Genomic DNA, 21,013 nt, shown 5'->3' on the forward strand with positions numbered 1-21,013 from the left:
ACGACCGTTCGCGAACGGCGAACGCTCAGCGGCGGCCGCGGGACCGGCGCGGTGGTTCGGTGGTGATGGGTGCGGGTTCGGGCTGAGCGTCCGCTGCCGTTTCGTGCGCTTCGACCGTGCGCAGATGCTCGAACAGCAGCCGGCTCACCGGCGACAACGCATCGACGTCGCGCACGACGAGCACGAGGCTGCGCTCGGCCCAGTCGTCGTCGAGCGGCATGCCGACGAGACCGAGCGGGCGGCCCATCAGCTGATACACCTTTTGCGGCAGCACGCCGACGCCCATGCCCGCCTGCACCATCCGGCAAACCGCATCGAAGCCCGGCACATGGATGCGCAACCGCAGCGGCTTGCCGGCCTGGCGCGCCGCGAGGTGCGTGCGCGCGTTGATCGAGCTCGCCGAATGCAGGCCGACGTGATCGCCATCGAGCGTTTCGGTGAACGCGATGCTCGTGCGTGCCGCGAGCGGATGATCATCGCGCATCACGATCACGAGCGAATCGCGCCGGTAGTGCTCGACGTGCAGCTCGCGCGTATCGGAGTCGCCGGAACAGATGCCGAGATCGGCGAGGCTTTCGTCGACGGCCTTGACGACGCCGCCGCTCGGCCGCTCTTCGAGATCGACCTTCACGCGCTCGTGCAACGACTGGAACGCGCGCAGATCCTCGGGCAGAAATTCGACGATCGCCGACAGGTTCGCCATCATCCGCACATAGCCGAGCACGCCGCTAGCATGGCCGGCCAGTTCGATGCCGATGCTCTCGATGTCGCGCAGCACCCGGCGCGCGTGATGCAGCAACGTTTCGCCGGCCGGCGTCAGCGTCATGCCGCGCGCGTTGCGCTGAAATAGCGACGCGCCGACCGCCTGTTCGAGTTCGACCAGCCGCTTGCTGGCGGCGGACACCGCGATCGCCTCGCGCTCGGCGGCACGCGTGAGCGTGCCCTCTTCGAACACGGCGAGAAAGAGTTGCAGCGTGGTGAGATCGAGCTTGCGGAGAAGGTTTTTGATGGCCATGGGGCGGCGGCGCAGAAGTGCGATGCGCCCATTTTGACGCGAGTTGCGCAAATCGTGGGGCCGCGCCCGCTCAGTTGGCCAATCGGTCGCTCACGACTTCCACGCCGAGCCCAGAATCATCGTGCAGAAGTTCTCGCGATGATAATGCGGGTCCTTCAGCGCGAGCACGTCGGCCTTCACGTTGCCGAACGTCGTGTGCGGCTTGTGGATCGTGCCGTGCGCGAACGCATCGATGATGCCTTCCTCGAAGCGCGCGTCGAACGGCATGACGCTGATGGCGGACTCGACCTTCGAGCAGACGGCCGGCATCGATCTGTCGCTCGCGCTGGTGGCCGAAGATCACGGTCCGCATACCGCGCTCGCGGTCGCCAAACGGCTCGTCGTGTTCGCGCAGCGGCAAGGCGGCCAGTCGCAATTCAGCCCGTATCTGACCGCTCCCGCCGACGACACCTCGCCCGCCGCCAAAGTGCAGGCGCACGTGATGGCGCATCTCCATGACAGCTTCACCGTCAAGCAGCTCGCCGAAGTCGTCGGCATGAGCGCGCTTAACTGGGCGCGCGTGTTCGCGCAGGAAACCGGCGTGACGCCGCATGACTTCGTCGAACGCGCGCGCGTGGATGCCGCGCACAAGCTGCTCGAAAGCAGCGCCGCGGCGCTGAAGACGATCGCCTACGATTGCGGCTTCGGCACCGCCGACCGCATGCGCACAGTGTTTGCGAAGCGGCTTGGGGTGACGCCGATGCAGTATCGCGAGCGCTTTCGGTCGGCCCGAATACGGCGTGAGAAAATCGACCATTCTGCAAGACAACGATCACAAGGAACGACATGACCTCATCTTCTCCGATCCGCGCGCTCGTCACCGGCCATACGCGCGGCCTGGGCGCGGCGCTCGCCGAACAACTGCTCGCGCGCAACGTCACGGTGCTGGGTCTGTCGCGCTCGCGCAATGCGGCGCTAAAGGCGCGCTTTGCCGCGCAGCTCGAAGAGATCGAGCTGCCCCTCGCCGAGCCCGCACGCGTCGCGCAATGGATCGCCACCGACGCGCTGAGCAACTTCGTGCGCGGCGCGCAGACGGTGCTGCTGATCAACAATGCGGGCACGGTGGAACCGATCGGGCCCATCGAAGGACAGGACGCGGCGAACGTCGCGGACGCGGTGAGCCTGAACGTCGCGACGCCGCTGATGCTCGCGAGCGCGCTCGCCGCCGCGGCCGTCGACGCAACCGACCGGCGCATCGTGCACATTTCGAGCGGCGCGGCGCGCAACGCGTATCCGGGCTGGAGCATCTACTGCGCGACCAAGGCCGCGCTCGATCATCACGCGCGCGCCGTCGCGCTCGATGCGACTTGCGCGCTGCGCATCTGCAGCCTCGCGCCGGGTGTGATCGATACGGACATGCAGGCGCAAATTCGCGGTAGCGGCGAAGAGCAATTCCCGATGCGCCAGCGCTTCGAAGACCTGAAGCGCAACGGCCAACTGTCGACGCCCGAGCAATCCGCGGAGCGATTGATCGACTACGCGCTTAGCGATGCTTTCGGGCAAACGCCGGTCGCGGACATTCGCGAGATCGCGAAACCGGCCTGAACGGGTGATCGCGGGCGAGTGCTGCCGCTCCCGAAAAGCCTCACCTTTGGCACGGAGTGGCGGTGAATCGGCGTCTGGTAGCGTCGTCAGTGCTCCCGAAAAGCCTCACCTTTGCGGTGAAATGAGGGCTCGAGGGGGCATTTCAGCGCGCGCGGCGTGGCTCTTACACACTGCTCCCGAAAATCCTCACCATTGATCGAACGCGGTCGGTTCGCGTCGCCGATGAGGGTCGCGTAAGCGGCAGATCGCCTGGACATTCAACGACTTACGTTACACAGCCGCCGAGCGGCCAACACGATGGATGCAATGATTGGCGACTGCATGAGACGCGTTTTGAGTCCCGAATCTCCTCACCTATGGCTGATAGGCAAAATGCGTGCAGTGCCGCACGCCGCTTGCCGCACGGCTTATTTCGCTTCTGGCACGGCCGGTTAGTTGCAAAAGAGCCGCCGCCGCGCGACTCCCGAAAGTTCTCACCTTTCGCCTGCCGCACCCGCCACGATCATTCGATCAGGCACAACCAGTAACCGACCTGAGCCCTCGCCGGCTTCCTGCGAGACGGCCTCACCGCATTGCGCTTCTGACCGGAACCATGCTTCCCAAGAAGCCATTCGCAACTTATCGCACCGTCGAGGCGACTCCCGAATACCCTCACCTTTAGTTTTGAAGTGCGCGTACAGGTGCGCATATTCTCACCTCGGCTGCTCCCGAATCTTCTCACCTATCGATATCGACGCCTGCGCCGCAGAATATAATCGGAGCCGGCGGTCGATTACTCGTCGCGAGGCGGCAGTGCGTTGCGTCGCCTCTTCCACGCTGGCAACACGCGGCTCGAACGGCAGTTCCTGGCAAACCGGCAAAGGAGGAAGAATGAAAACAAACGGCGCGAGAAGAATCCTCGGCGCAATGGTCGCGATGGCCATCGCGACTTGCGCGACCTATGCGAACGCACAGACGCGCGAGATGCCGAACGATGCGTCGATGCAAAGCCAGCCGGCCCCAGCGGCTTCGAACCGGCACGCTAACCGGTCCGACAGCGCGATCGTCCGCGACGTCCGCCGCGCTTTCACGCGCACCACGAACCTCAATTCGGCGAACATCCATGTCGAATCGCGCCACGCCATCGTCACGCTGAGCGGCACGGTTCCGCGGCAATCGCAAATCGAGCGGGCCGGCAACGCGGCGCGATCGGTTCGCGGCGTCAGAAGCGTGCATAACCGGCTGACCGTGCGACGGCGCGCCAATCAGTAAGCCTGTGTGGCGGCATCGGCCGGATGGATCGATGCCGCCTGTTCGACCTTCCCACTCTATCGGCGTCGATCCGCACGTCGTTCACAGTGCGCGGCGTTGCGCGCCGCACATTTTCTCCGCTCTGCTTGAGAAACAGGTTGACCTCGGCGGAAACCGAACCCTAGAATTCAAGAATCATCACCAATGGGGCTCACGCCTTGGACACCTGCAGTAGCCGACTTTCGAACAGTTTCGCTGCCTGACCGGCAGGACGTCCGCGCTCTCTTCATCAGCCGCCGTCTTGCCAGCAGGCAGACGGTGCGCGCCACAGTTTTTTCCCGTGCACCTAACGTAACGTCGTCTCCGCATGACAGGAACGCCGCGTTCAAACGCGTCCCTGCGCTGATACGGCGTCGCATCGCGAGCCTCGTGCTTGCGGTCGCGTTTGCGCGCGCGTTGTCAGTCAACGCAGTCAGTTCAACGCAATGCGCGCGAACGCGTGGATAAACACGTGTGTAGCAACCTGCTTAGCGAACGTGCGTAGCGAACGTATCAATCGCTCATACACGCTACACGCCAACAAGGAGCCGCCATGCCTGGCAGTGACAGTTATCCCTTATGCCGCTTCCCTGTTCTATTAACTGAGGAAAGCGAGTAGACCTCCACCGCCGCGCCCGGACATACGCGGCCTCCGTGTCTGCTGGCTTTCCACCAGCGCGTCGAAACCGGCGCACGGAGATACCCAATGCAATTCGGCCTCCTTCTTTCGAAGTTCCCGCGCGTACAGGAATCGCGCGCGTTTTACGACGCTCTGCTCGTGCTGCACCCGCGCGAATCGCGTCCGTTCATCGCCTTCTGCCGTCGCGTGATGTCGCGCGTGGCATAGCGTTTCGCGACCCGACCTCCGACAACTACAACCAGGAGAGAACGACATGTCTACTCCGACGAACATTTCCTCCGCGCGCAGCGCCGTGCTCGATTCGGCACACGTAGGCGATATCAAGGGCGCGCTCGGCACGATCGCTCACCATGACATCGCACCGCGCACCAGCTGGTGGGCGCGCGTGCGCACGCTGCTCGCGATCCTCGGCCCCGGTCTGATCGTGATGGTCGGCGACAACGACGCGGGCGCATTCGGCACCTACACGCAGGCCGGCCAGAACTACGGCACCACGTTGCTGTGGACCATGCTGTTGCTGGTGCCGGTGCTGTTCGTCAATCAGGAGATGGTGTTGCGGCTCGGCGCGGTCACGGGCGTGGGCCACGCGCGGCTTATTTTCGAGCGCTTCGGCAAGTTCTGGGGCGCGTTCAGCGTCGTCGATCTGTTCCTGCTGAACGCGCTGACCATCGTGACGGAATTCATCGGCATCACGTTCGTGCTCGACTTCTTCGGGGTATCGAAGATCGCGGGCGTGTGCATCGCCGCGGCGCTGACGATGGCCGCCGTCAGCACCGGCGACTTCCGCCGCTTCGAGCGCTTCGCGGTCGCGCTGTGCGTGTTGAGCCTGCTGCTCGTGCCGGTGCTCGTATCGATTCATCCGCCGGTCGGCCAGATCGCGCGCGACTTCTTCATTCCGAACTGGCCCGCGCATTCGAAGCTGTCCGACGTGATGCTGCTCGTGATCGGCATCGTCGGTACGACGGTCGCTCCTTGGCAGCTGTTCTTCCAGCAAAGCTATGTGGTCGACAAGCGCATCACGCCGCGCTTCATGAACTATGAAAAAGCCGACCTGTGGATCGGCATCGTGTTCGTGCTGATCGGCGCAGTCGCGATGATCTCGTTCAGCGCGGCGCTGTTCGACGGCCGGCCCGGCTTCGGCAACTTCACGGACGCGGGCGGTGTGATCGCCGGTCTGGAGAGATACGCGGGACGGACCTCGGCGGTGCTGTTCGCGATCGCGCTGTTCGACGCCTGCGTGATCGGCGCGGCGGCCGTGTCGCTATCGACCGCCTATGCGATCGGCGACGTGTTCAAGATCCGCCATTCGTTGCACCGAAGCGTGTCGGACGCGAAGGGCTTCTACGTCGTGTACTTCGCGATCGTCGCAGCCGCCGCGGTATTGGTGCTGATTCCGGGCAGCCCGCTCGGTCTGCTGACCGAAGCGGTGCAAACGCTCGCCGGCGTGCTGCTGCCGAGCGCGACCGTGTTCCTGCTGTTGCTGTGCAACGACCGCGCGGTGCTCGGTCCGTGGGCCAACTCGAAGAAGCTCAATCTGTTTACCGGCTCAGTGATCTGGGTGCTCGTGATGCTGTCGATCATCCTGACCGCGTCGGTGATCTATCCGGACATCGCGGCGGAAACGATCATCGAAGTACTGGCGGGCGGCACGTTGCTCGCGGTCGTCGGGTATGCGGCGAGCATTGGGCTTCGCAACCTGCGCGGCGAATCCGCCGCAGCCGAGCCGGCTTCGGTCTATACGAAAGAAGCGCGCAACACATGGCGCATGCCGCCGCTCGACGAACTGCCGCCGCCGCGCCTGACGCTCGCCAAACGCGTATGGATGGGCGTGCTGCGCGGCTATCTGCTGGTCGCGATCGCGCTCGTGATCGTCAAGGTCGTGCAAATGGCGCTGCCGAAGTAGTGCGAAAGGTGAGGAGTTCCAGGAGGTCCGGGCAATGGTGAGGTTTTACGGGAGCCACGTCCGGAGCGACAACGCAAGCGCTGCCGGAGCCTGAGCCGGCCGGCAGCGCTTCGAACAACTCATTGAACTCATTGCCCCTTCCACTCGCGCGGCACCCGGTGAAAATCCCGGTCGAAGTAAATCAGACTGTCACCATCGGCGCGCACGCGAATCTGCGTGGTCTCCACGAACATGACCGAGTGCGAGCCGACTTCCTTCGCTTCGACGATCTTCCCCTGCAAGCTCGCTAGTGCGCCGTGCAGCACCGGCACATCGTTTTCGCCCTGATCCCATACGGGCAGCTTGAAGCGATCCTCCATCGAAAGACCGGTCATGCCCGCAAAATGTGCCCGGCGTGCCCGGAATCACATACGGACGACATGGCTGCACGATATGAGCGGCGATAAACGCGGGCATATTCGGGCCAAAAATGGTCGATATGAACGGCGTGCATGGGCCACGGCCGCATCGGGCGACTCGCGAACGGTGAGGAGTTCCAGGAGGTGGCGCTACGGTGAGGATTTACGGGAGCGGCTGGCGGGATGCGCGACGGCTCGCGCCGTGTGCGTCGGAATGGCGATGGAGAGGAGACGTGTCAAAGCGCGCAAAACGTGCTTCGCTGGCTTCAGCATTGTGGTGAATAACGGCGTTTCGGAGCAGCCAGCGCGGAGCGTGTCGGTGTTCAGTGCGAGAAAAGTACGCTGGAATGCAGGGCTAAAAGTCGAAGCGAGCCTGCTAAGGTGGGATCTTCCAGGGGTCGTGAGGATTTCCAGGAGTCAGGAGAACGACACGGGTTCGCAAAGGTGAGGAATTCCAGGAGATCAACCCCGCATTCGAGGCTTCATGCTCGCGGCAATTGCTCGATCCGGGTGAAGCGGGAGCCTTTTGCTCCCGAAAAACCTCACCGTAGGGGCATCGCCCTCATTGCTTCCGACTCCTATCGCAGCACGAAAAAGATGCGACCTGTCCGTGGCGACAGCGGCTGCCCATTCCCAGACCGACCTTTCCCAACTGCGTGAAATCATGCAGGGAAGCTGCGCTCGGACGCCTCGTGGCTGTACACCGGGAAGTCAGGCATCATCCAACCATGTGATGATGCCCCGCATTTATGCTGTGTCATTCGTGAGTTCTTTTTCCGTCTTCCCACGCTCGACCCTGAGGATTGCCGATAGCAACACGCTGTTCTTCGCCGCCGTCACTTCAGCGAGAATCGATATCGATGTGTGCGATTGGGTGCCAGCGCTCCAACCGCGCAGCGCCCCGTAAGACAGAGCGAGCAGATTTTCGTAGTATGAGACAGAAGGTCGCAACTTTGTTGTCCGATTTAGGTGATTTGCCAAAAGTCGCAACTCTTTTGACAACGCACCACTCCGTCAGAACTTCACCTTCACCTGAAAACCAATCGTAAAGGGCAGATTATCCGAAGGGATCGGCGGAATGACGATGAAGTTCGCGCCGACGCGCTTGTATTCGAGCATCACGATCGGCGCGACCACCGGGCCGATCGTATGATTGCTGCCGAGACCCCAGTTGCCGTAGTTATAGCCGGAGATGATCCCGCCGATCGCCGCGATCCGCACGATGCCCCAGTGCGCGAACTCGGGCGCCCACACGGCGCCGCCATAGTAGGACGGCCGACGCAGCGAGTTGCGAAAGCCGCCGGCCGTCAGCGCCCACTGGTTGTTCAGCCAGCATTCGACGCCTAGCCCGGGGTTGAATTGCTCGAAGTGCGTATCGGGATCGGGATTGATGTGATACGAGCCGAGCATCGCATCGACCCATACACCGCCGTCACACCAGCTCGCGTGTGCCGTGGAGACCGCCGCGAAGCTTGCGAAAAGCGCCACCGCGGCGCGCCGGATATTCTTGTTCATCTGCCTGAAGTGCATTTCTTCTCCGTCACCGGTCGAGCGCCGGTGTCATCGTGTTCTGGCGATCCGCGTGCCGCCCGACGCGCACTGTACCTGAAGCCGCGCGCTCGATGTTGAGGACTCGCTCGGCCCGGCCGGGCATGCGACGTGCCCCGCAGCCGGAACCGCCAGGATAAAGGACAACCGATGGCGTCCTGATGAACACGCGGTGAAGAAGTTCGCGGCGCGCAGCGGGCGCGCCGTCGGCGATGAACGTGGTGGGAACGTCTACAGACCGAGATCGGACAGGCCGGGGTGATCGTCGGGCCGGCGGCCGAGCGGCCAGCGATACAAGCGGTCGGCTTCGCGGATCGGCAGGTCATTGATGCTTGCGTGACGACGCGCCATCAGACCGTGCTCGTTGAACTCCCAGTTCTCGTTGCCGTACGAGCGGAACCAGTTGTTCGAATCGTCGTGCCATTCGTACGCGAAGCGCACCGCGATGCGGTTGTCGGTGAACGACCACAGCTCCTTGATCAGCCGATAGTCGAGCTCCTTCGCCCACTTGCGGCGCAGAAATCCGACGATCTCCGCGCGGCCATGCACGAATTCGGCGCGGTTGCGCCACATGCTATCCGTCGTGTACGCGAGCGACACGCGCTCGGGTTCGCGCGTGTTCCACGCGTCTTCCGCGGCGCGCACTTTCTGGATCGCGGTGTCGCGCGTGAACGGCGGCAGCGGCGGACGGGTTTCGATCGTATCGGCCATGATGGTTCCTCAGTCAGGTCGTGCGGTGCGCCGGGATGGCGGCCGTTTGATGGCAGCGGGTTTCGCTGCCGCGTCGAGCAAGGTCTTGCCGACCGTCTGCGCGTCGAGCGCCGCAGCAGCTTCGCCGCTGACGAGCGCCACCGCGATCGCGCCGTCGAGCAGCACGAGCCATTGCCGCGCGAGCGGCGCCGCGCGACGCGCATCGATGTGCGCTTGCGCCGCGAACGCGTCGCATTCGGCGCGCACGAAATCGAGCAGACGTGCCTTGTGTTTGCGCGCGACGACGCGGATCGGATCGTCGGCCGATTCGATTTCGCCGGCCGCGTTCAGAAACGCGCAGCCATGAAAATCAGCCGATGCGAACCACTCGCGCAGCACGTCGAACATGCCGAGCAGGCGTTTGCGCGCATTCTTACCGTACCGTTGCGTGCTGGCGATAAACCAGTTCATCCAGCGCTCGTCGCGCCGTTCCAGCGCGGCCGCGATCAGCGCGTCTTTCGATTCGAAATGCGTGTAGAAGCTTTTGCGCGCGGTGCTGGACTGCCGCACGATCGCATCGACGCCGGTCGCATGGATGCCGCCGGCGTAAATGAGCGCCTCCGCGGCATCGAGCAGGCGTTCGCGCGCGGTGCCGGGCTGGGCCGCGTCGTTTTGGGCAGTCGGATTCGTATCGTGTGTCATCGACAAAAAGGTAGAACGATCATTCTCTCTCGTCAAGTTTTTCTTCGAGCTTCCGCGCGATGGGTACGCTTGCTGCTATCTTGATGGAGATCGCTTGACCACCGCTCAACCGGAATCGCTTCGATGAAACCATCCTCCGTTCGCACCGCATGGCTACGCGCGCTGCTCGGCGCAACGCTGCTGGGCGCGATGGCCTGCACGCCGATCCAGGTGCTCACGCATTCGGTCAGTCAGAACGAGGCGCGCGTGCCGCCCGGACGCTACGACATCGATCAGGACCATACGAGCATCACGTTCGATATCGATCACTTCAAATACACGCGCTTTACGATGCGTTTCAATCGCAAGCAGGGAGAACTCGACTGGAACGACGGCGGCCTCGACCGCAGTACGGCGTCGGTCGCGATCGACGCCGCGAGCATCGACACGAACGTGCCGCTGCTCGACAAGATGGTGAAAAGCGACAGCATGCTCGATGTCGCGCGGTATCCGCAGATCCGCTTCGCGAGCACGCGTTTCGAGCGCACCGGCGAAGCGCGCGGCACGCTGAGCGGCGACCTGACGATCCGCGGCGTCACGCAGCCGGTCACGCTCGACGTCACGTTCAACGGCTTCGCGCCCGATCCGCTGACGAAGAAAGACACACTCGGCTTTTCCGCCGACGGTCATTTCAGCCGCGCGAAGTTCGGTCTGACGACCTGGTATCCGGCCGTCGGCGACGATATTCACGTGCGCATCCAGGCCGAGTTCGTGAGAACGCCCGCAGGCGCGTGAGCGCGCTGCGGGCGTTGGCGTTCAACCGTGAAGCCGGCTCAGGCAGCGGTCCAGTCGAGAATCACCTTGCCGCTTTCGCCGGAAAGCATCGTCGCGAAGGCTTCCTGATAGTCATCGACCTTGAAATGGTGCGTGAGGATCGGCGACAGATCGAGGCCGCTTTGCAGCATCGCGACCATCTTGTACCAGGTCTCAAACATCTCGCGCCCATAAATGCCCTTGATTTCGAGGCCTTTGAAGATCACCTGAGTCCAGTCGATCGCGGTTTGCGCGGGCGGAATGCCGAGCAGCGCAATCTTGCCGCCGTGGTTCATCGCTTCGAGCATGTCCGTAAACGCGCTCGGCACGCCCGACATTTCGAGGCCGACGTCGAAGCCCTCGGCCATGTGCAGATCGTGCATCACGTCGCGCAACGATTCGCGCGACACGTTCACCGCGCGCGTCGCGCCCATCTTGCGCGCGAGGTCGAGGCGATAGTCGTTGACGTCGGTGATCACGACGTTGCGCGCGCCGACATGCTTCGCGATCGCGACCGCGATGATGCCGATCGGCCCCGCGCCGGTAATCAGCACGTCCTCGCCGACGAGGTTGAACGACAGCGCCGTATGCGTCGCGTTGCCGAACGGATCGAAGATCGCGGCCAGATCGTCGGAGATTTCGGGCGGAATCTTGAACGCGTTGAAGGCCGGAATCACCAGGTATTCCGCGAACGCGCCCTCGCGATTGACACCGACGCCGATCGTGTTACGACACAAATGACGGCGGCCCGCCCGACAGTTGCGGCAGAAACCGCAGGTGATGTGTCCTTCGCCCGACACGCGATCGCCGATCGCAAAGCCGCGCACTTCCTGCCCCATCTCGACGATTTCGCCGACGTATTCATGGCCGACGTGCATCGGCACCGGAATCGTCTTTTGCGCCCAGTCGTCCCACTTCCAGATATGAATGTCGGTGCCGCAAATCGCGGTGCGCGTGATGCGGATCATCACGTCGTTGTGCCCGACTTCGGGCTTCTTCACGTCGGTCAGCGTGAGGCCCGGCCCCCGTTCGAGTTTTGCCAATGCTTTCATCTGCTTCTCCGTTCCAATCACGCGGCGACTAGGCCTGGATCACGCCAAGCTCGCGGCCGACGCGCGCGAACGCGTCGACGGCGCGATCGATCTGCTTCGGCGTATGCGCGGCGCTCATCTGCGTGCGGATGCGCGCGCGGCCACGCGGCACCACCGGAAACGAAAAACCGATCACGTAGACGCCTTGCTTGAGCAGCGCATCGGCCATTTTTCCGGCGAGTTGCGCGTCGCCGAGCATCACCGGAATGATCGGATGTTCGCCCGGCACGAGCGTGAAGCCGAGCGCGCTCATCGCGCGGCGGAAATGCGCGCCGTTCTCGCGGACCCGTGCGCGCAGTTGCGCGCCTTCATCACTGGCGAGCAATTCGAGTACCTTGAGCGACGCAGCCGCGATGCTCGGCGTCAGCGTGTTCGAAAACAGGTACGGGCGCGAGCGCTGCCGCAGCAACTCGACGATCTCCTTGCGCGCCGCGACATAGCCGCCCGATGCGCCGCCGAGCGCCTTGCCGAGCGTGCCGGTAATGATGTCGATGCGCGCCAGTACCCCGCAATGCTCGGGCGTGCCGCGGCCGTGTTCGCCGATGAAGCCGACCGCGTGCGAATCGTCGACCATCACCAGCGCGCCGTAGCGGTCGGCCAGGTCGCAGATGCCAGCGAGGTTAGCGATGATGCCGTCCATCGAGAACACGCCGTCGGTCGCGATCAGCTTGAAGCGCGCGCCCGCCGCATCGGCCTCCTGCAGACGCGCTTCGAGATCGGCGAGGTCGTTGTTTCTGTAGCGAAAGCGCTTCGCCTTCGACAGCCGCACGCCGTCGATGATGCTCGCGTGATTCAGCTCGTCGCTGATGATCGCGTCGTTTTCGTCGAGCAGCGTTTCGAACAGGCCGCCGTTCGCGTCGAAGCAGCTCGAATAGAGAATGCAGTCGTCGGTTTGCAGGAACGCGGCGAGCGCCGCCTCGAGTTGCTTGTGCACGGTTTGCGTGCCGCAGATGAAGCGCACCGACGCCATGCCGAAGCCGTCGTTATCGAGGCCCTGCTTGGCGGCTTCGATCAGCCGGGGGTCGTCGGCGAGACCAAGATAGTTGTTCGCGCAGAAGTTCAGCACATCGCTGCCGTCGGCGAGACGCACGTCGGCCGACTGCGGGCTCGCGATCACGCGCTCGCTCTTGTAGAAGCCGTCGGCGCGGATCTGGTCGAGGGTGCCGCGCAGATGGGCAAGGTATTGGTCACGCATGAACGGGACTCCTGAGGGTGACGGCGCCCGCGTTCGCTTGGGCACGGGAAGGGCGGCCTGTTATAGTCGGTTGTCAGCTTTATCGGATTTTTTCGTTTTTCCGAACTAAAATACGATATATCGAACAACTCTAAACGATGGGTCAGGAAATGGCAAGTTCGGGTACACGCCGCGCCGCAGCCACTGCGGCGCCCACCTCCGCTAGCGCGGCATTGCCGCCGAATGCGGCGATTGCGGCGCCGCCGCGCGTCGGCGAGCAGATTCAGCGGCTGCGCGCCGAGCGGCGCATGACGCTCGACGATCTGTCACGAGCGGCCGGCGTGTCGAAATCGATGCTGTCGGAAATCGAGCGCGACAAGGCCAATCCGACGATCGCGGTTGCCTGGCGGCTGACCAACGCGCTCGGCGTGAGCCTCGATTCGTTGTTTGCGCCGCCGAAGTCGCCCGAGGCGATCGCCGTTTCGGGACCGCACGATATTCCTACGCTAAGCGGTCATGAGGCGAAATACCAGTTGCGTGTGTGGGGACCCATCGAGCTGGCCGGCAAGTTCGAGTGGTACGAGCTGACGCTGCAGCCTGGCGGGGCGCTGGTGTCGAACGCGCACGAGCCTGGCACGCGCGAGCATTTGACCGTGCTGCACGGTTCGATCGAAATCGAGGCGGCCGGCGCGACGAAGCGGCTCAAGGTCGCGGACACTGCGCGCTACGTCGCGGATGAACCCCACGCGATTCGCAACGTCGGCAGGAGCGAGGCGAAGGCGCTGCTAGTGGTGATTCACGGCTAGGCCGTTCGGCCAGGTTGCGCCTGATACTGTATGTTTGTACAGTATCAGGTGACGATTGGAGCCGAGAATGAACAACCTGAAAACCGACCCTACCGATCAAACGCTCGCCGCGCTGCGCTACCAGACCGCCGCGCGCGATCTCGAACATATCGTGCGCAGCATCGCCGCGCGCTACATCGTCAAGCAGGTGCCGCTCACGTGGCGTCTGCTCCATGCCATCGAAGCCGAGGCGCTGGCCGATCTCGGTTTTGCCAGCCGGCACGACGCGCTGATGCTCGGGCTGTTCCAGCGCCCGTCCGATCTGCCTTATCCCGAAACCGATGACGGCGCAGATTTCGGCACGTCCAATGCATTGCCCGCCGTTTTTGCGTTTGCCGTCAATGCGTACGAGGAAGCCGCGCGCCGCGCGGCGCTGCCGCGACCGGTCGATGCGCCTATGAAGCGCGCCCGGGCGTGGGGCGGCTGATGGCGGCGCCATGTCGGGATGGCTCGGATTGTCATCCGTTCCTCGAAGTCGGCCGTGCTGCGGTGAGCGCCTACAATACGCGGACCGAACGGAGCAACTAACAGAAGGATGCCCATGTCACCTCCCCATCTGTCCGACCCCGTTCCCCGTCCCGCGCCCTCCACCGATCTATTCGATCAGCAACGCGAAGACTGGCGTCGCGACCCGCAGGTCGCGTTCGATGCGTGGCTTGCGAAGCAGCATTTCCGTCGCTCTTCGGCGTTGGTGTATCAGGCGCAGTGGGGGCAGTTTCTCGATTGGCTCGGCGCGCGGCAACAAAGCCTCGCGACGGTCGACACGCCCGCGATCGCGGAATTCGTCGCCGGCCTCGAGATTCGCAAAACGCAACGGGTCCGCTATTTACGGCTTATCGAGCGGGTGCTCGATCACGTGCGCGAGATCGAATCGGCGTCGACCAACCCGGCGCGTTTCATTGCTCAGGATGGGCAAGCCGCGTGGCGCAATGCTCGCGACAACGAGCCGACCGGGTTTCTCACGCATGCGGAACGCACTGCGTTGATCGCGCGATTGTTCGCGCCGTTGCCGGCGTTGTCGACCGCACAGCGCTGGAGAGAGCGACGCGATCGCGCCCTGATCGCCGTGTTTCTGGGTGGAGGACTCAAGACAGGCGAAGCGGGAGCGCTTACGGTTAGTTGCGTGAGAGAGGGCTCGCCGTGGGTCACGATCGAGTCGCCGAATCCGGTGCTGACGCGGCGCACACGGCTCGCGCCGTTCGCAACGGCGATTCTCGACGCCTGGCTCGCCGAACGTCGGCTAACGGAGTTGGCCGGCAACCTCGTGTTTCCCGCGTCGCCTTCCGGCAGGCCGATGCACAAGGCCACGATGCTGCGCGCGGTGGATGCAGTCGTCGACGCAGCGGGAATTGCCGCATCGCGCCAATCGCGCGCGAGTCCGCAGACCTTGCGCAACACGTTTGCGGCAGACCTTTTCGAAAGCGGAGTGGAGGCCGAACAGGTCGGTCAATGGCTCGGCTTCGTGCAGGCGGTGTCCGCGAACCGGCTGTATCGCGCGTGGCAAACTTGGATGGATCAGCAGGATTCGCCCGCGACAGAGGAGCCCGATCCAGCGGCGGCGCCGTTGGCCGAGCCCCGGCGTGACGGGCGTTTGACGAGGCAAACGGGAGCCGGTGAGCCCTGAAAAACCTCACCTTTACGCTCCCGAATTTCCTCACCTTTGACTTTTTTTCCGTTGGATTGGCCGTTTCTGGTTAACGGATCGTGTGCACGGAGCGGGACGACGGCGCGGTGGACGCATCGTTCGACAGAAACTGGTTCACCGCCGCGAGCCGCGATTCGCCGAGACCGGACGAGTGCTCGCATTCCGGGCACAACAATTCAAAACGGTGATCGACCTGCGACAGCTCCGGCTCACCTTCCTCGCATTTCGGGCATCGCGCGGGCAGCGTCACGTGGCCGTCGGCCGCGGTGCCGATCATGCTCAACTCTTTGCTCGTGAGCCGCCCCTCGGTGACCAGCGAGCAAAGCAGCACGGCGATGGCCGGATCGATGCCCTGCTGGCCACGCAGGGCGGCGACTTCTTTGGTCAGCGCATCGACTTCGTCCGACTGCTCGCGCAACTGCGCGTCGAGCCGGTCGCCGCGCGCCTTGGCGGCGGCAATCTGCTGAATGAACTCGAATTCCTTGCGGCTCGCGTCACGCACGCCGGACTGATACGTCGCGGCCATGCTGCGCAGCGAATCGAGTTCGACCAGCATCGGCTTGACCCGCCGCTCCGCTTCGGCGACCGCATCCTTGATCTGCTGCGCATAGTGCTCGGTGCTTTGCCGCAATTCGACGTGCAATGCGTCGATCCGGTCGCGCAACGCCGCATTGGTGGCTTGTTCGTTTTCGAGCCGTTGCCGCAGCGCCTCGTTTTCCTGGTCGAGCCTGCGCGTGGTTGCCTGCATACCTTCGAGGTGAACGCTGCCGTGCGTAGTCGCGCTCGATAACTGAGCCTCGAGCGCGCGAACCCGCTCCCACGCGGCTTCGGCGCGCGCTTCGCTGCGCCTGATAGAGTCGTCGGCCGCATCCCGACGAATTTCGGCGTCGCGTACGCGAAGCTCGGCGGCGCTGATCTGCGCGCGGATCTCCTCACGTTCGGCATCGAGCGACGCTTTGGCTTGCACGACCGCTTCTTCGAATAGCGCGCCCAGCAGTTCGCCGGCGCGATCTTCAAGTGCCTTCGGTATCGCGCCTGCTCCAACTTTGACCCGCGAAACGTTGCGGATGCGCTCCCAGAAATGATCAATGTCTTTCGGGATGTCGCTCGCGCTGCCGGTTTGCGTGAGATCGCGCACGGCCGCCATCGATGGCCGGATGCCGAGATCGAAAAAGAGCCGTTTGCATGCATGCAGTGACAGATCCTGGCGGCGCACGCCCTGCGCACGCATCGATTCAAGCTCATTGCGAATGGCTTGCCGCTCTTGATCCAGATTCATGTTTACCTCGATGTGGCTTGAATTGGATGGATCATAACAATTTACGTAGTGTTTGCTACTGATTTATCCGTGGCGAACGGATTGCCGTATACAGGCGGAGTTTTGCAGGCAAATCGCGATAGCAAACACGTCCATGCCGTTTTTTATCGTGAAACAAAACGAAGAATAGCCAATAAGCCATTGTATTAGAAGCGCTTTGTTAGATTCTCCGGGGATCGCGCACTGTTTCACGATTGATCACCGGTGGCTGTGGGTTGTAGGACCCGTGTTTCACGGGACTCGCGGGGTTCAAGGCTTGAGAGTAATAAAAGTAAACACCTTTGAACCCTTGTTAAAAACGTTAACGCCTCGGCAAACCCTTGCCTGGCGGGGCTTTGAGCCCGGCAAGGTGAAGCTTTGCGGGAGACTTGGTGAGGGTCTGCGGGAAACTCGAGTGATGAGGTTCGGGGAACTTGGTGAGCGGTTCCGGGATGGAACGTGAGCGGGTTCAGGAAACGCCGTATACGTCGGGTTCGGGCAAAGGTGAGGTTTTGCGGGACTTCATGACCGCGAAGCGCCCGACAGCCCTCAAAAGTACCCATTCGGTTTGAGGGCTACCAAGGTGAGGGTTTTCGGGACGCTCGCGAGCGCGGTTTTTCGGGGCTTTTTTAGGGTGGTTAACCCCTTTGGTGAGCGCTGGCGGGAGAGAACAGGAAACGAAGGTGAGATTTTTCGGGGCCCGGGGGCCAATTTTGCTTTCTTTTTGAGCATCCAGACCGCTGAGGTGAGGTTTTACGGGAGCGAAGATGAATTGTCACGCGTCGACGACCCAAAAGACCGCCTGGCCGGAACGCTCGCGATTGGAAAGGTGAGGGGATTCGGGGCGCCGGCTGATGAGGCGGATCCGCGAGCTGGGTTAGCCGGCGATTTCGCCCAAGGTGAGGCTTTTCGGGACACTCTGGCTTTGGTTCTGAGCATTAAGGTGAGGAAATTCGGGATCGAAATGGAGGCTGCGGGCCGGAGATGCCCGGCTGATGGCAATTGGCGGGAGTAGGGATACCTGCTCTCTGATCGCAAAGGTGAGGCTTTTCGGGAGCTTCGTGGAAGGCGATGAAAAGTGCTGCGGTGCGAAAAAGCCGGCTTAAGGTGAGATTTTACGGGGACACCGCCGGTTCGAACATTGGGTGGAACTGGCGCAAGCTATTGAAGTTATGGAAATTTTTCCTTTCCGATGGCAAAGGTGAGGGTTTTCAGGAGTTCTCAGGACAGGGACGTTTGGACCTCCAGCAGCCTCAAAGGTGAGGCTTTTCAGGAGATCACATTTGGGAAATGCGGTACTGGCGTGACACAAACGCGTGTCGTGTTGTCCCGTTCGGCGGTGCTGCGGTGAGAGTTTTCGGGAGCACCGGAGTGATGAGGATTTGCCTACAGCTCGTCTCCCCTGCTATGGCAGTTCGGTCGAAGCTCGAAGTCGCAAAAGATGGTTAACGGGAGCAGGTTTCTCGGCGGTGACGGTCGAGTCGTCAGGAGAGGCGCCGCGCAGTCGAACGTTGCTCGCCCGCGTCGCGCCGCGGGTCCAATACCGTGCGTGAATTCCATTTATTGATGCGGAGTTTGCGTAGCCCGGCAGCACGCGAGAATCGACGAAACCGTCGCGAGGCCGCACGACGAAGTCCCACCGGCTCCAGACGCCGTACGTTTACACGACGTCCCGAAAAATCCGCGAAAATTTTTGAGGTGAGAAGATTCGGGATCAGGTGCTCCCCGTTCCGGTACGCAGCGAAACGGGCCGGATTCGCAAACGCCGCGACCGGCAAGGAGAGCCCGATCCTCGTGGCACGCGGGCGAGGTGAGGGTTTTCGGGACTTGCTCGAGGTGAGGTGCGCTTCGTAAACTCGCTTCACCGGCAATGGTGAGATGGGCGCTATAGACGCGTATCACCACAGCCGGTATGCTCTCGCGAAATCCCCTCCCTCACCTCGACGCATGGCCACGAAGCGCGCGAAAAAGACCGATGTTGTCAGCCCGAGCTCGGCTGAGCTGCGCAAAGCCGTCGAGGCAATTGCGATCCAGCCCAAGAGCGGCAAGATCACGTTGCTCACGCGCAAGCTCTTTAACGTTCTGCTCGCGGTGGCCCAGCAAGCGGATGAATCGGGCGACACCTATCGGGCGCTGCTGTCCGACATCGTCGCTAATTCCGCGTTCGATTCCAATGACACCGCGCTCGTCAAGGAGCACCTGCGGCGCATGGTGTCGGTGCAGGTCGAGTGGAGCACCGGCACCTCGAGTCAGAAGCCCGGCCGCAAATGGGGTATTTCGACGCTGATCGCGGACGCGGAAATTCTCGAAGATCCGACCACGCGTCGTGTCTGGGTCGAGTTTTCGTTTGCGCCGAAGATCAAGAAGAAGCTGCTCGATCCGGTTCAGTATGCACGGCTGAGTCTGCAGTTCCAAAGCCAGCTGCGCAGCAGCGCGGGTCTCGCGCTCTACGAGATCTGCGTGCGCTACCTGACCAACCCGAGCCATCTGACGATGCGCGAGACCTGGGAATGGTGGCGGCCGATTCTGTCGGGCACGCCCGATACCGAAGCCGGCGACGAGGCGAAGCGCGAGTACAAGTATTTCAAGCGCGACTACCTGCGCCCGGCCATCGCCGAGGTCAACGCGGTCACGAACATTTTCGTCGAACTGATCGAGCATCGCGAGGGTCGGCGCGTCGCCGAAATACAGTTCCGCGTGACCGAGCGCAAGCAGCCGATGCTCGCGCTCGACGAACATCCGAACGTGTTCGACAGCACGCTGGTCGACCGGATGGTGAAGATCGGCATTCCGCTGAAGGAAGCGCAGACGCTTTACGCGGACAGCGAAGAGAACCGGATCCGCGCCGCGTTGCAGATGACCGAGCAGCGGATGCGCAGCACGTCGCTGCCGCCGGTGCGTAGCGCGCCGGCGCTGTTCAAGGATGCGTTGAAGAAGGGCTATGCGCCGCCGGTCGAGGCGCTGCCGGCAGGTGGCGGCACCAGCAAGGCCATGGCATCGCCGGCCGACGATCTGAAGGCGCGTCTGCTCGGCGAATACTCGGCTTACCGTCGCAAGCAGGCCTACGAGTTGTACAACGAACAGGGGGAGTCGGAGCGCGATATCGCACGGCAATCGTTCGAGGAAGAAGAATTGCCGGGGCTCGGCACGCACATGCGCGACGACTGGCGGCGTCGCGGGCTCGATTCGAAGATCGTGGAAACGGCGTTCTTCGACTGGCTCGCGCGCAGGACCTGGGGCGAACCTACCGACGGCGATCTGCTCGCCTTCACCCTTAACCAGTCGCGCGCGGCCTGATGGGTCGATAACGGGCTTTGAAAGACAAGGGGCGGTGCACACGCACCGCCCCCTCATGTCTTACTTCAGCATCTTCTCAATCTGCCGCAGGATGTCGTCACGCTTTTCACGCGTGAGGCCTTTCAGGCGCAACTCGAGTCGGTCGTCCCCATATGATTTCAGATCGCCGACCGACACACCACCAAGCTTGATTTCCAGACGTTGCGCATAGCGCTGCCGGCCCGCCGGTTTGGCGCTTTCCTGCGCGGTCGTGCGCCCTTTGACGATATCGGCGACCTGGCGTGTGCTCAGATCGTCGGAAAGGATCCGGTTGATCAGTCGCAGCGTCGCCTCCGCGCCGCGAGCCGTGTGATAGCGGCCGACCTGGTATGCCATGTTCGAGCCGAAGCGGTCAGGGCGCGCGACCATCTCCTGCATCACGGTTTCCGGCAGCTTGGCGATGGACAGCGCGACTGCGACCGTCGATTCGTCGAGCCCGAGATGTTCGGCCAGTTCCTTCTGGCTCTGGAAATGCCGCTCGTCGAGAAAGCGTCGCCACACGATCGCGTTGTCGAACACGGTCTGCGAGTCGCGCTGCACGTTGAGGTCGTAGCCGAGCTTGTAGCTTTGGATGCCGATTGGCAGATCGATGACGATCGCTTTCACCGACTCCTTGTTCGCTTCTTTCAGCGCGCGCACGCGTCGGCCGCCGTCACTGACGAAGTAGGTGCCTGGGTTGTCGTAGTCGGGAATGACGTGAATCGCCTGCTGCTGCCCCTGCTTCGCCAGATTGACGGCAAGCTCCGCAATCGACGACTTCACATAGAAGTACCGTGGATTGAACGGGCTTGGCTTGATGGTCTTGAGCGCCAGTTCGATGATCTGGCCGGGACGATAGCCGTGCTCGAGCCGCCACGCGCGGTAGGCCGCCGATTCGTTGTCCGGATCAGGGATCTCGGCGTCCTGCAGACGCGACGGCACGACGGCCGGAATCGGACGCCCGGCGATCGCGGAGTTTTTCGCGTCATTTTTAACCAGGCCGTCGATCGCATTCAGACGGTCGAGTGCGGTGCGTTTTTCACTGCTAGTCGTGTCAGGACGTGGTTGAAAGCCTTTGGCGAATTGGGACGGTTTCATTCAGGGT

17 protein-coding genes and 3 pseudogenes are annotated in these 21,013 nt (G+C 62.8%); 10 read left to right on the plus strand and 10 right to left on the minus strand.

The features are described 5' to 3' along the window. Window positions 1-25: 25 nt before the first annotated feature. Both QFZ91_RS37880 and QFZ91_RS37885 read right to left on the minus strand, forming a co-directional pair. The gene (locus tag QFZ91_RS37880) at window positions 26-1,015 is read right to left on the minus strand and encodes a LysR family transcriptional regulator (RefSeq protein WP_429570408.1); all 990 of its coding nucleotides are present in this window, start codon (window positions 1,013-1,015) and stop codon (window positions 26-28) included. Window positions 1,016-1,105: 90 nt separating this feature from the next. Further along, window positions 1,106-1,264 (minus strand): annotated as a pseudogene (locus QFZ91_RS37885) (phosphohydrolase); the annotation flags it as partial. 49 nt (window positions 1,265-1,313) lie between these two features. On the opposite strand from QFZ91_RS37885, the pseudogene QFZ91_RS37890 reads away from it, so the two are divergent. The 5 genes and pseudogenes from QFZ91_RS37890 to QFZ91_RS37910 all read left to right on the plus strand — a co-directional run. Then, window positions 1,314-1,844, plus strand: a pseudogene (locus QFZ91_RS37890) (GlxA family transcriptional regulator); the annotation flags it as partial. Further along, window positions 1,841-2,599, plus strand: a complete 759-nt coding sequence (locus QFZ91_RS37895; RefSeq protein WP_429570409.1) for an SDR family oxidoreductase — start codon at window positions 1,841-1,843, stop codon at window positions 2,597-2,599. The pseudogene QFZ91_RS37890 and the gene QFZ91_RS37895, both read left to right, overlap by 4 nt. Window positions 2,600-3,469: 870 nt before the next feature. Beyond that, window positions 3,470-3,850, plus strand: coding sequence for a BON domain-containing protein (locus tag QFZ91_RS37900; protein WP_176120825.1), 381 nt, complete (start codon window positions 3,470-3,472; stop codon window positions 3,848-3,850). A gap of 724 nt (window positions 3,851-4,574) precedes the next feature. After that, window positions 4,575-4,715, plus strand: coding sequence for a hypothetical protein (locus tag QFZ91_RS37905; protein ID WP_176107116.1), 141 nt, complete (start codon window positions 4,575-4,577; stop codon window positions 4,713-4,715). Between the two features lie 46 nt (window positions 4,716-4,761). Further along, window positions 4,762-6,411, plus strand: a complete 1,650-nt coding sequence (locus QFZ91_RS37910; protein WP_429570410.1) for an NRAMP family divalent metal transporter — start codon at window positions 4,762-4,764, stop codon at window positions 6,409-6,411. Between the two features lie 128 nt (window positions 6,412-6,539). On the opposite strand, the pseudogene QFZ91_RS37915 reads toward QFZ91_RS37910, so the two are convergent. The 4 genes and pseudogenes from QFZ91_RS37915 to QFZ91_RS37930 all read right to left on the minus strand — a co-directional run. After that, window positions 6,540-6,797: pseudogene (locus tag QFZ91_RS37915) on the minus strand (flavin reductase); the annotation flags it as partial. A gap of 1,026 nt (window positions 6,798-7,823) precedes the next feature. Next, window positions 7,824-8,339, minus strand: a complete 516-nt coding sequence (locus QFZ91_RS37920; RefSeq protein ID WP_176107101.1) for a hypothetical protein — start codon at window positions 8,337-8,339, stop codon at window positions 7,824-7,826. Between the two features lie 249 nt (window positions 8,340-8,588). Beyond that, entirely contained in the window at window positions 8,589-9,068 is a 480-nt protein-coding gene (locus QFZ91_RS37925; RefSeq protein ID WP_176378817.1) for a DUF1348 family protein, read from the minus strand. Between the two features lie 9 nt (window positions 9,069-9,077). Further along, window positions 9,078-9,749: a TetR/AcrR family transcriptional regulator gene (locus QFZ91_RS37930; protein WP_429570411.1), complete on the minus strand. Its 672-nt coding sequence runs from the start codon at window positions 9,747-9,749 to the stop codon at window positions 9,078-9,080. Window positions 9,750-9,872: 123 nt separating this feature from the next. Between QFZ91_RS37930 and QFZ91_RS37935 the strand changes: the two genes are divergently transcribed. Next, window positions 9,873-10,523 carry a YceI family protein gene (locus QFZ91_RS37935; protein ID WP_429570412.1) on the plus strand — a complete coding sequence of 217 codons (651 nt, stop codon included), beginning with the start codon at window positions 9,873-9,875 and terminating at the stop codon, window positions 10,521-10,523. Between the two features lie 38 nt (window positions 10,524-10,561). On the opposite strand, the gene tdh is transcribed toward QFZ91_RS37935, so the two are convergent. Both tdh and QFZ91_RS37945 read right to left on the minus strand, forming a co-directional pair. Continuing rightward, window positions 10,562-11,593, minus strand: a complete 1,032-nt coding sequence (tdh, locus tag QFZ91_RS37940) for an L-threonine 3-dehydrogenase (RefSeq protein ID WP_429570413.1) — start codon at window positions 11,591-11,593, stop codon at window positions 10,562-10,564. A 28-nt stretch (window positions 11,594-11,621) separates the two neighbouring features. After that, the gene (locus tag QFZ91_RS37945) at window positions 11,622-12,827 is read right to left on the minus strand and encodes a glycine C-acetyltransferase (RefSeq protein ID WP_429570414.1); all 1,206 of its coding nucleotides are present in this window, start codon (window positions 12,825-12,827) and stop codon (window positions 11,622-11,624) included. Between the two features lie 137 nt (window positions 12,828-12,964). Between QFZ91_RS37945 and QFZ91_RS37950 the strand changes: the two genes are divergently transcribed. From QFZ91_RS37950 to QFZ91_RS37960, 3 genes are all read left to right on the plus strand, one after another. Continuing rightward, the gene (locus tag QFZ91_RS37950) at window positions 12,965-13,612 is read left to right on the plus strand and encodes a helix-turn-helix domain-containing protein (RefSeq protein ID WP_429570415.1); all 648 of its coding nucleotides are present in this window, start codon (window positions 12,965-12,967) and stop codon (window positions 13,610-13,612) included. 67 nt (window positions 13,613-13,679) lie between these two features. Then, window positions 13,680-14,078 (plus strand): DUF2471 family protein, encoded by a 399-nt coding sequence (locus tag QFZ91_RS37955; RefSeq protein ID WP_429570416.1) that lies wholly within the window; start codon window positions 13,680-13,682, stop codon window positions 14,076-14,078. A gap of 114 nt (window positions 14,079-14,192) precedes the next feature. Next, complete coding sequence (locus QFZ91_RS37960; protein ID WP_429570417.1) at window positions 14,193-15,275, plus strand: tyrosine-type recombinase/integrase; 1,083 nt, start codon at window positions 14,193-14,195, stop codon at window positions 15,273-15,275. A gap of 70 nt (window positions 15,276-15,345) precedes the next feature. Here QFZ91_RS37960 and QFZ91_RS37965 read toward each other — a convergent pair whose 3' ends face one another. Continuing rightward, window positions 15,346-16,575 carry a DNA-binding protein gene (locus QFZ91_RS37965; RefSeq protein ID WP_429559047.1) on the minus strand — a complete coding sequence of 410 codons (1,230 nt, stop codon included), beginning with the start codon at window positions 16,573-16,575 and terminating at the stop codon, window positions 15,346-15,348. A 1,965-nt stretch (window positions 16,576-18,540) separates the two neighbouring features. Between QFZ91_RS37965 and QFZ91_RS37970 the strand changes: the two genes are divergently transcribed. After that, window positions 18,541-19,890: a replication initiation protein gene (locus tag QFZ91_RS37970; RefSeq protein ID WP_176107091.1), complete on the plus strand. Its 1,350-nt coding sequence runs from the start codon at window positions 18,541-18,543 to the stop codon at window positions 19,888-19,890. A 60-nt stretch (window positions 19,891-19,950) separates the two neighbouring features. Here QFZ91_RS37970 and QFZ91_RS37975 read toward each other — a convergent pair whose 3' ends face one another. Next, window positions 19,951-21,006: a ParB/RepB/Spo0J family partition protein gene (locus tag QFZ91_RS37975; RefSeq protein WP_429570418.1), complete on the minus strand. Its 1,056-nt coding sequence runs from the start codon at window positions 21,004-21,006 to the stop codon at window positions 19,951-19,953. Window positions 21,007-21,013: the final 7 nt, after the last annotated feature.

Source organism: Paraburkholderia sp. JPY419, assembly GCF_050435705.1.
GTDB lineage: Bacteria > Pseudomonadota > Gammaproteobacteria > Burkholderiales > Burkholderiaceae > Paraburkholderia > Paraburkholderia youngii.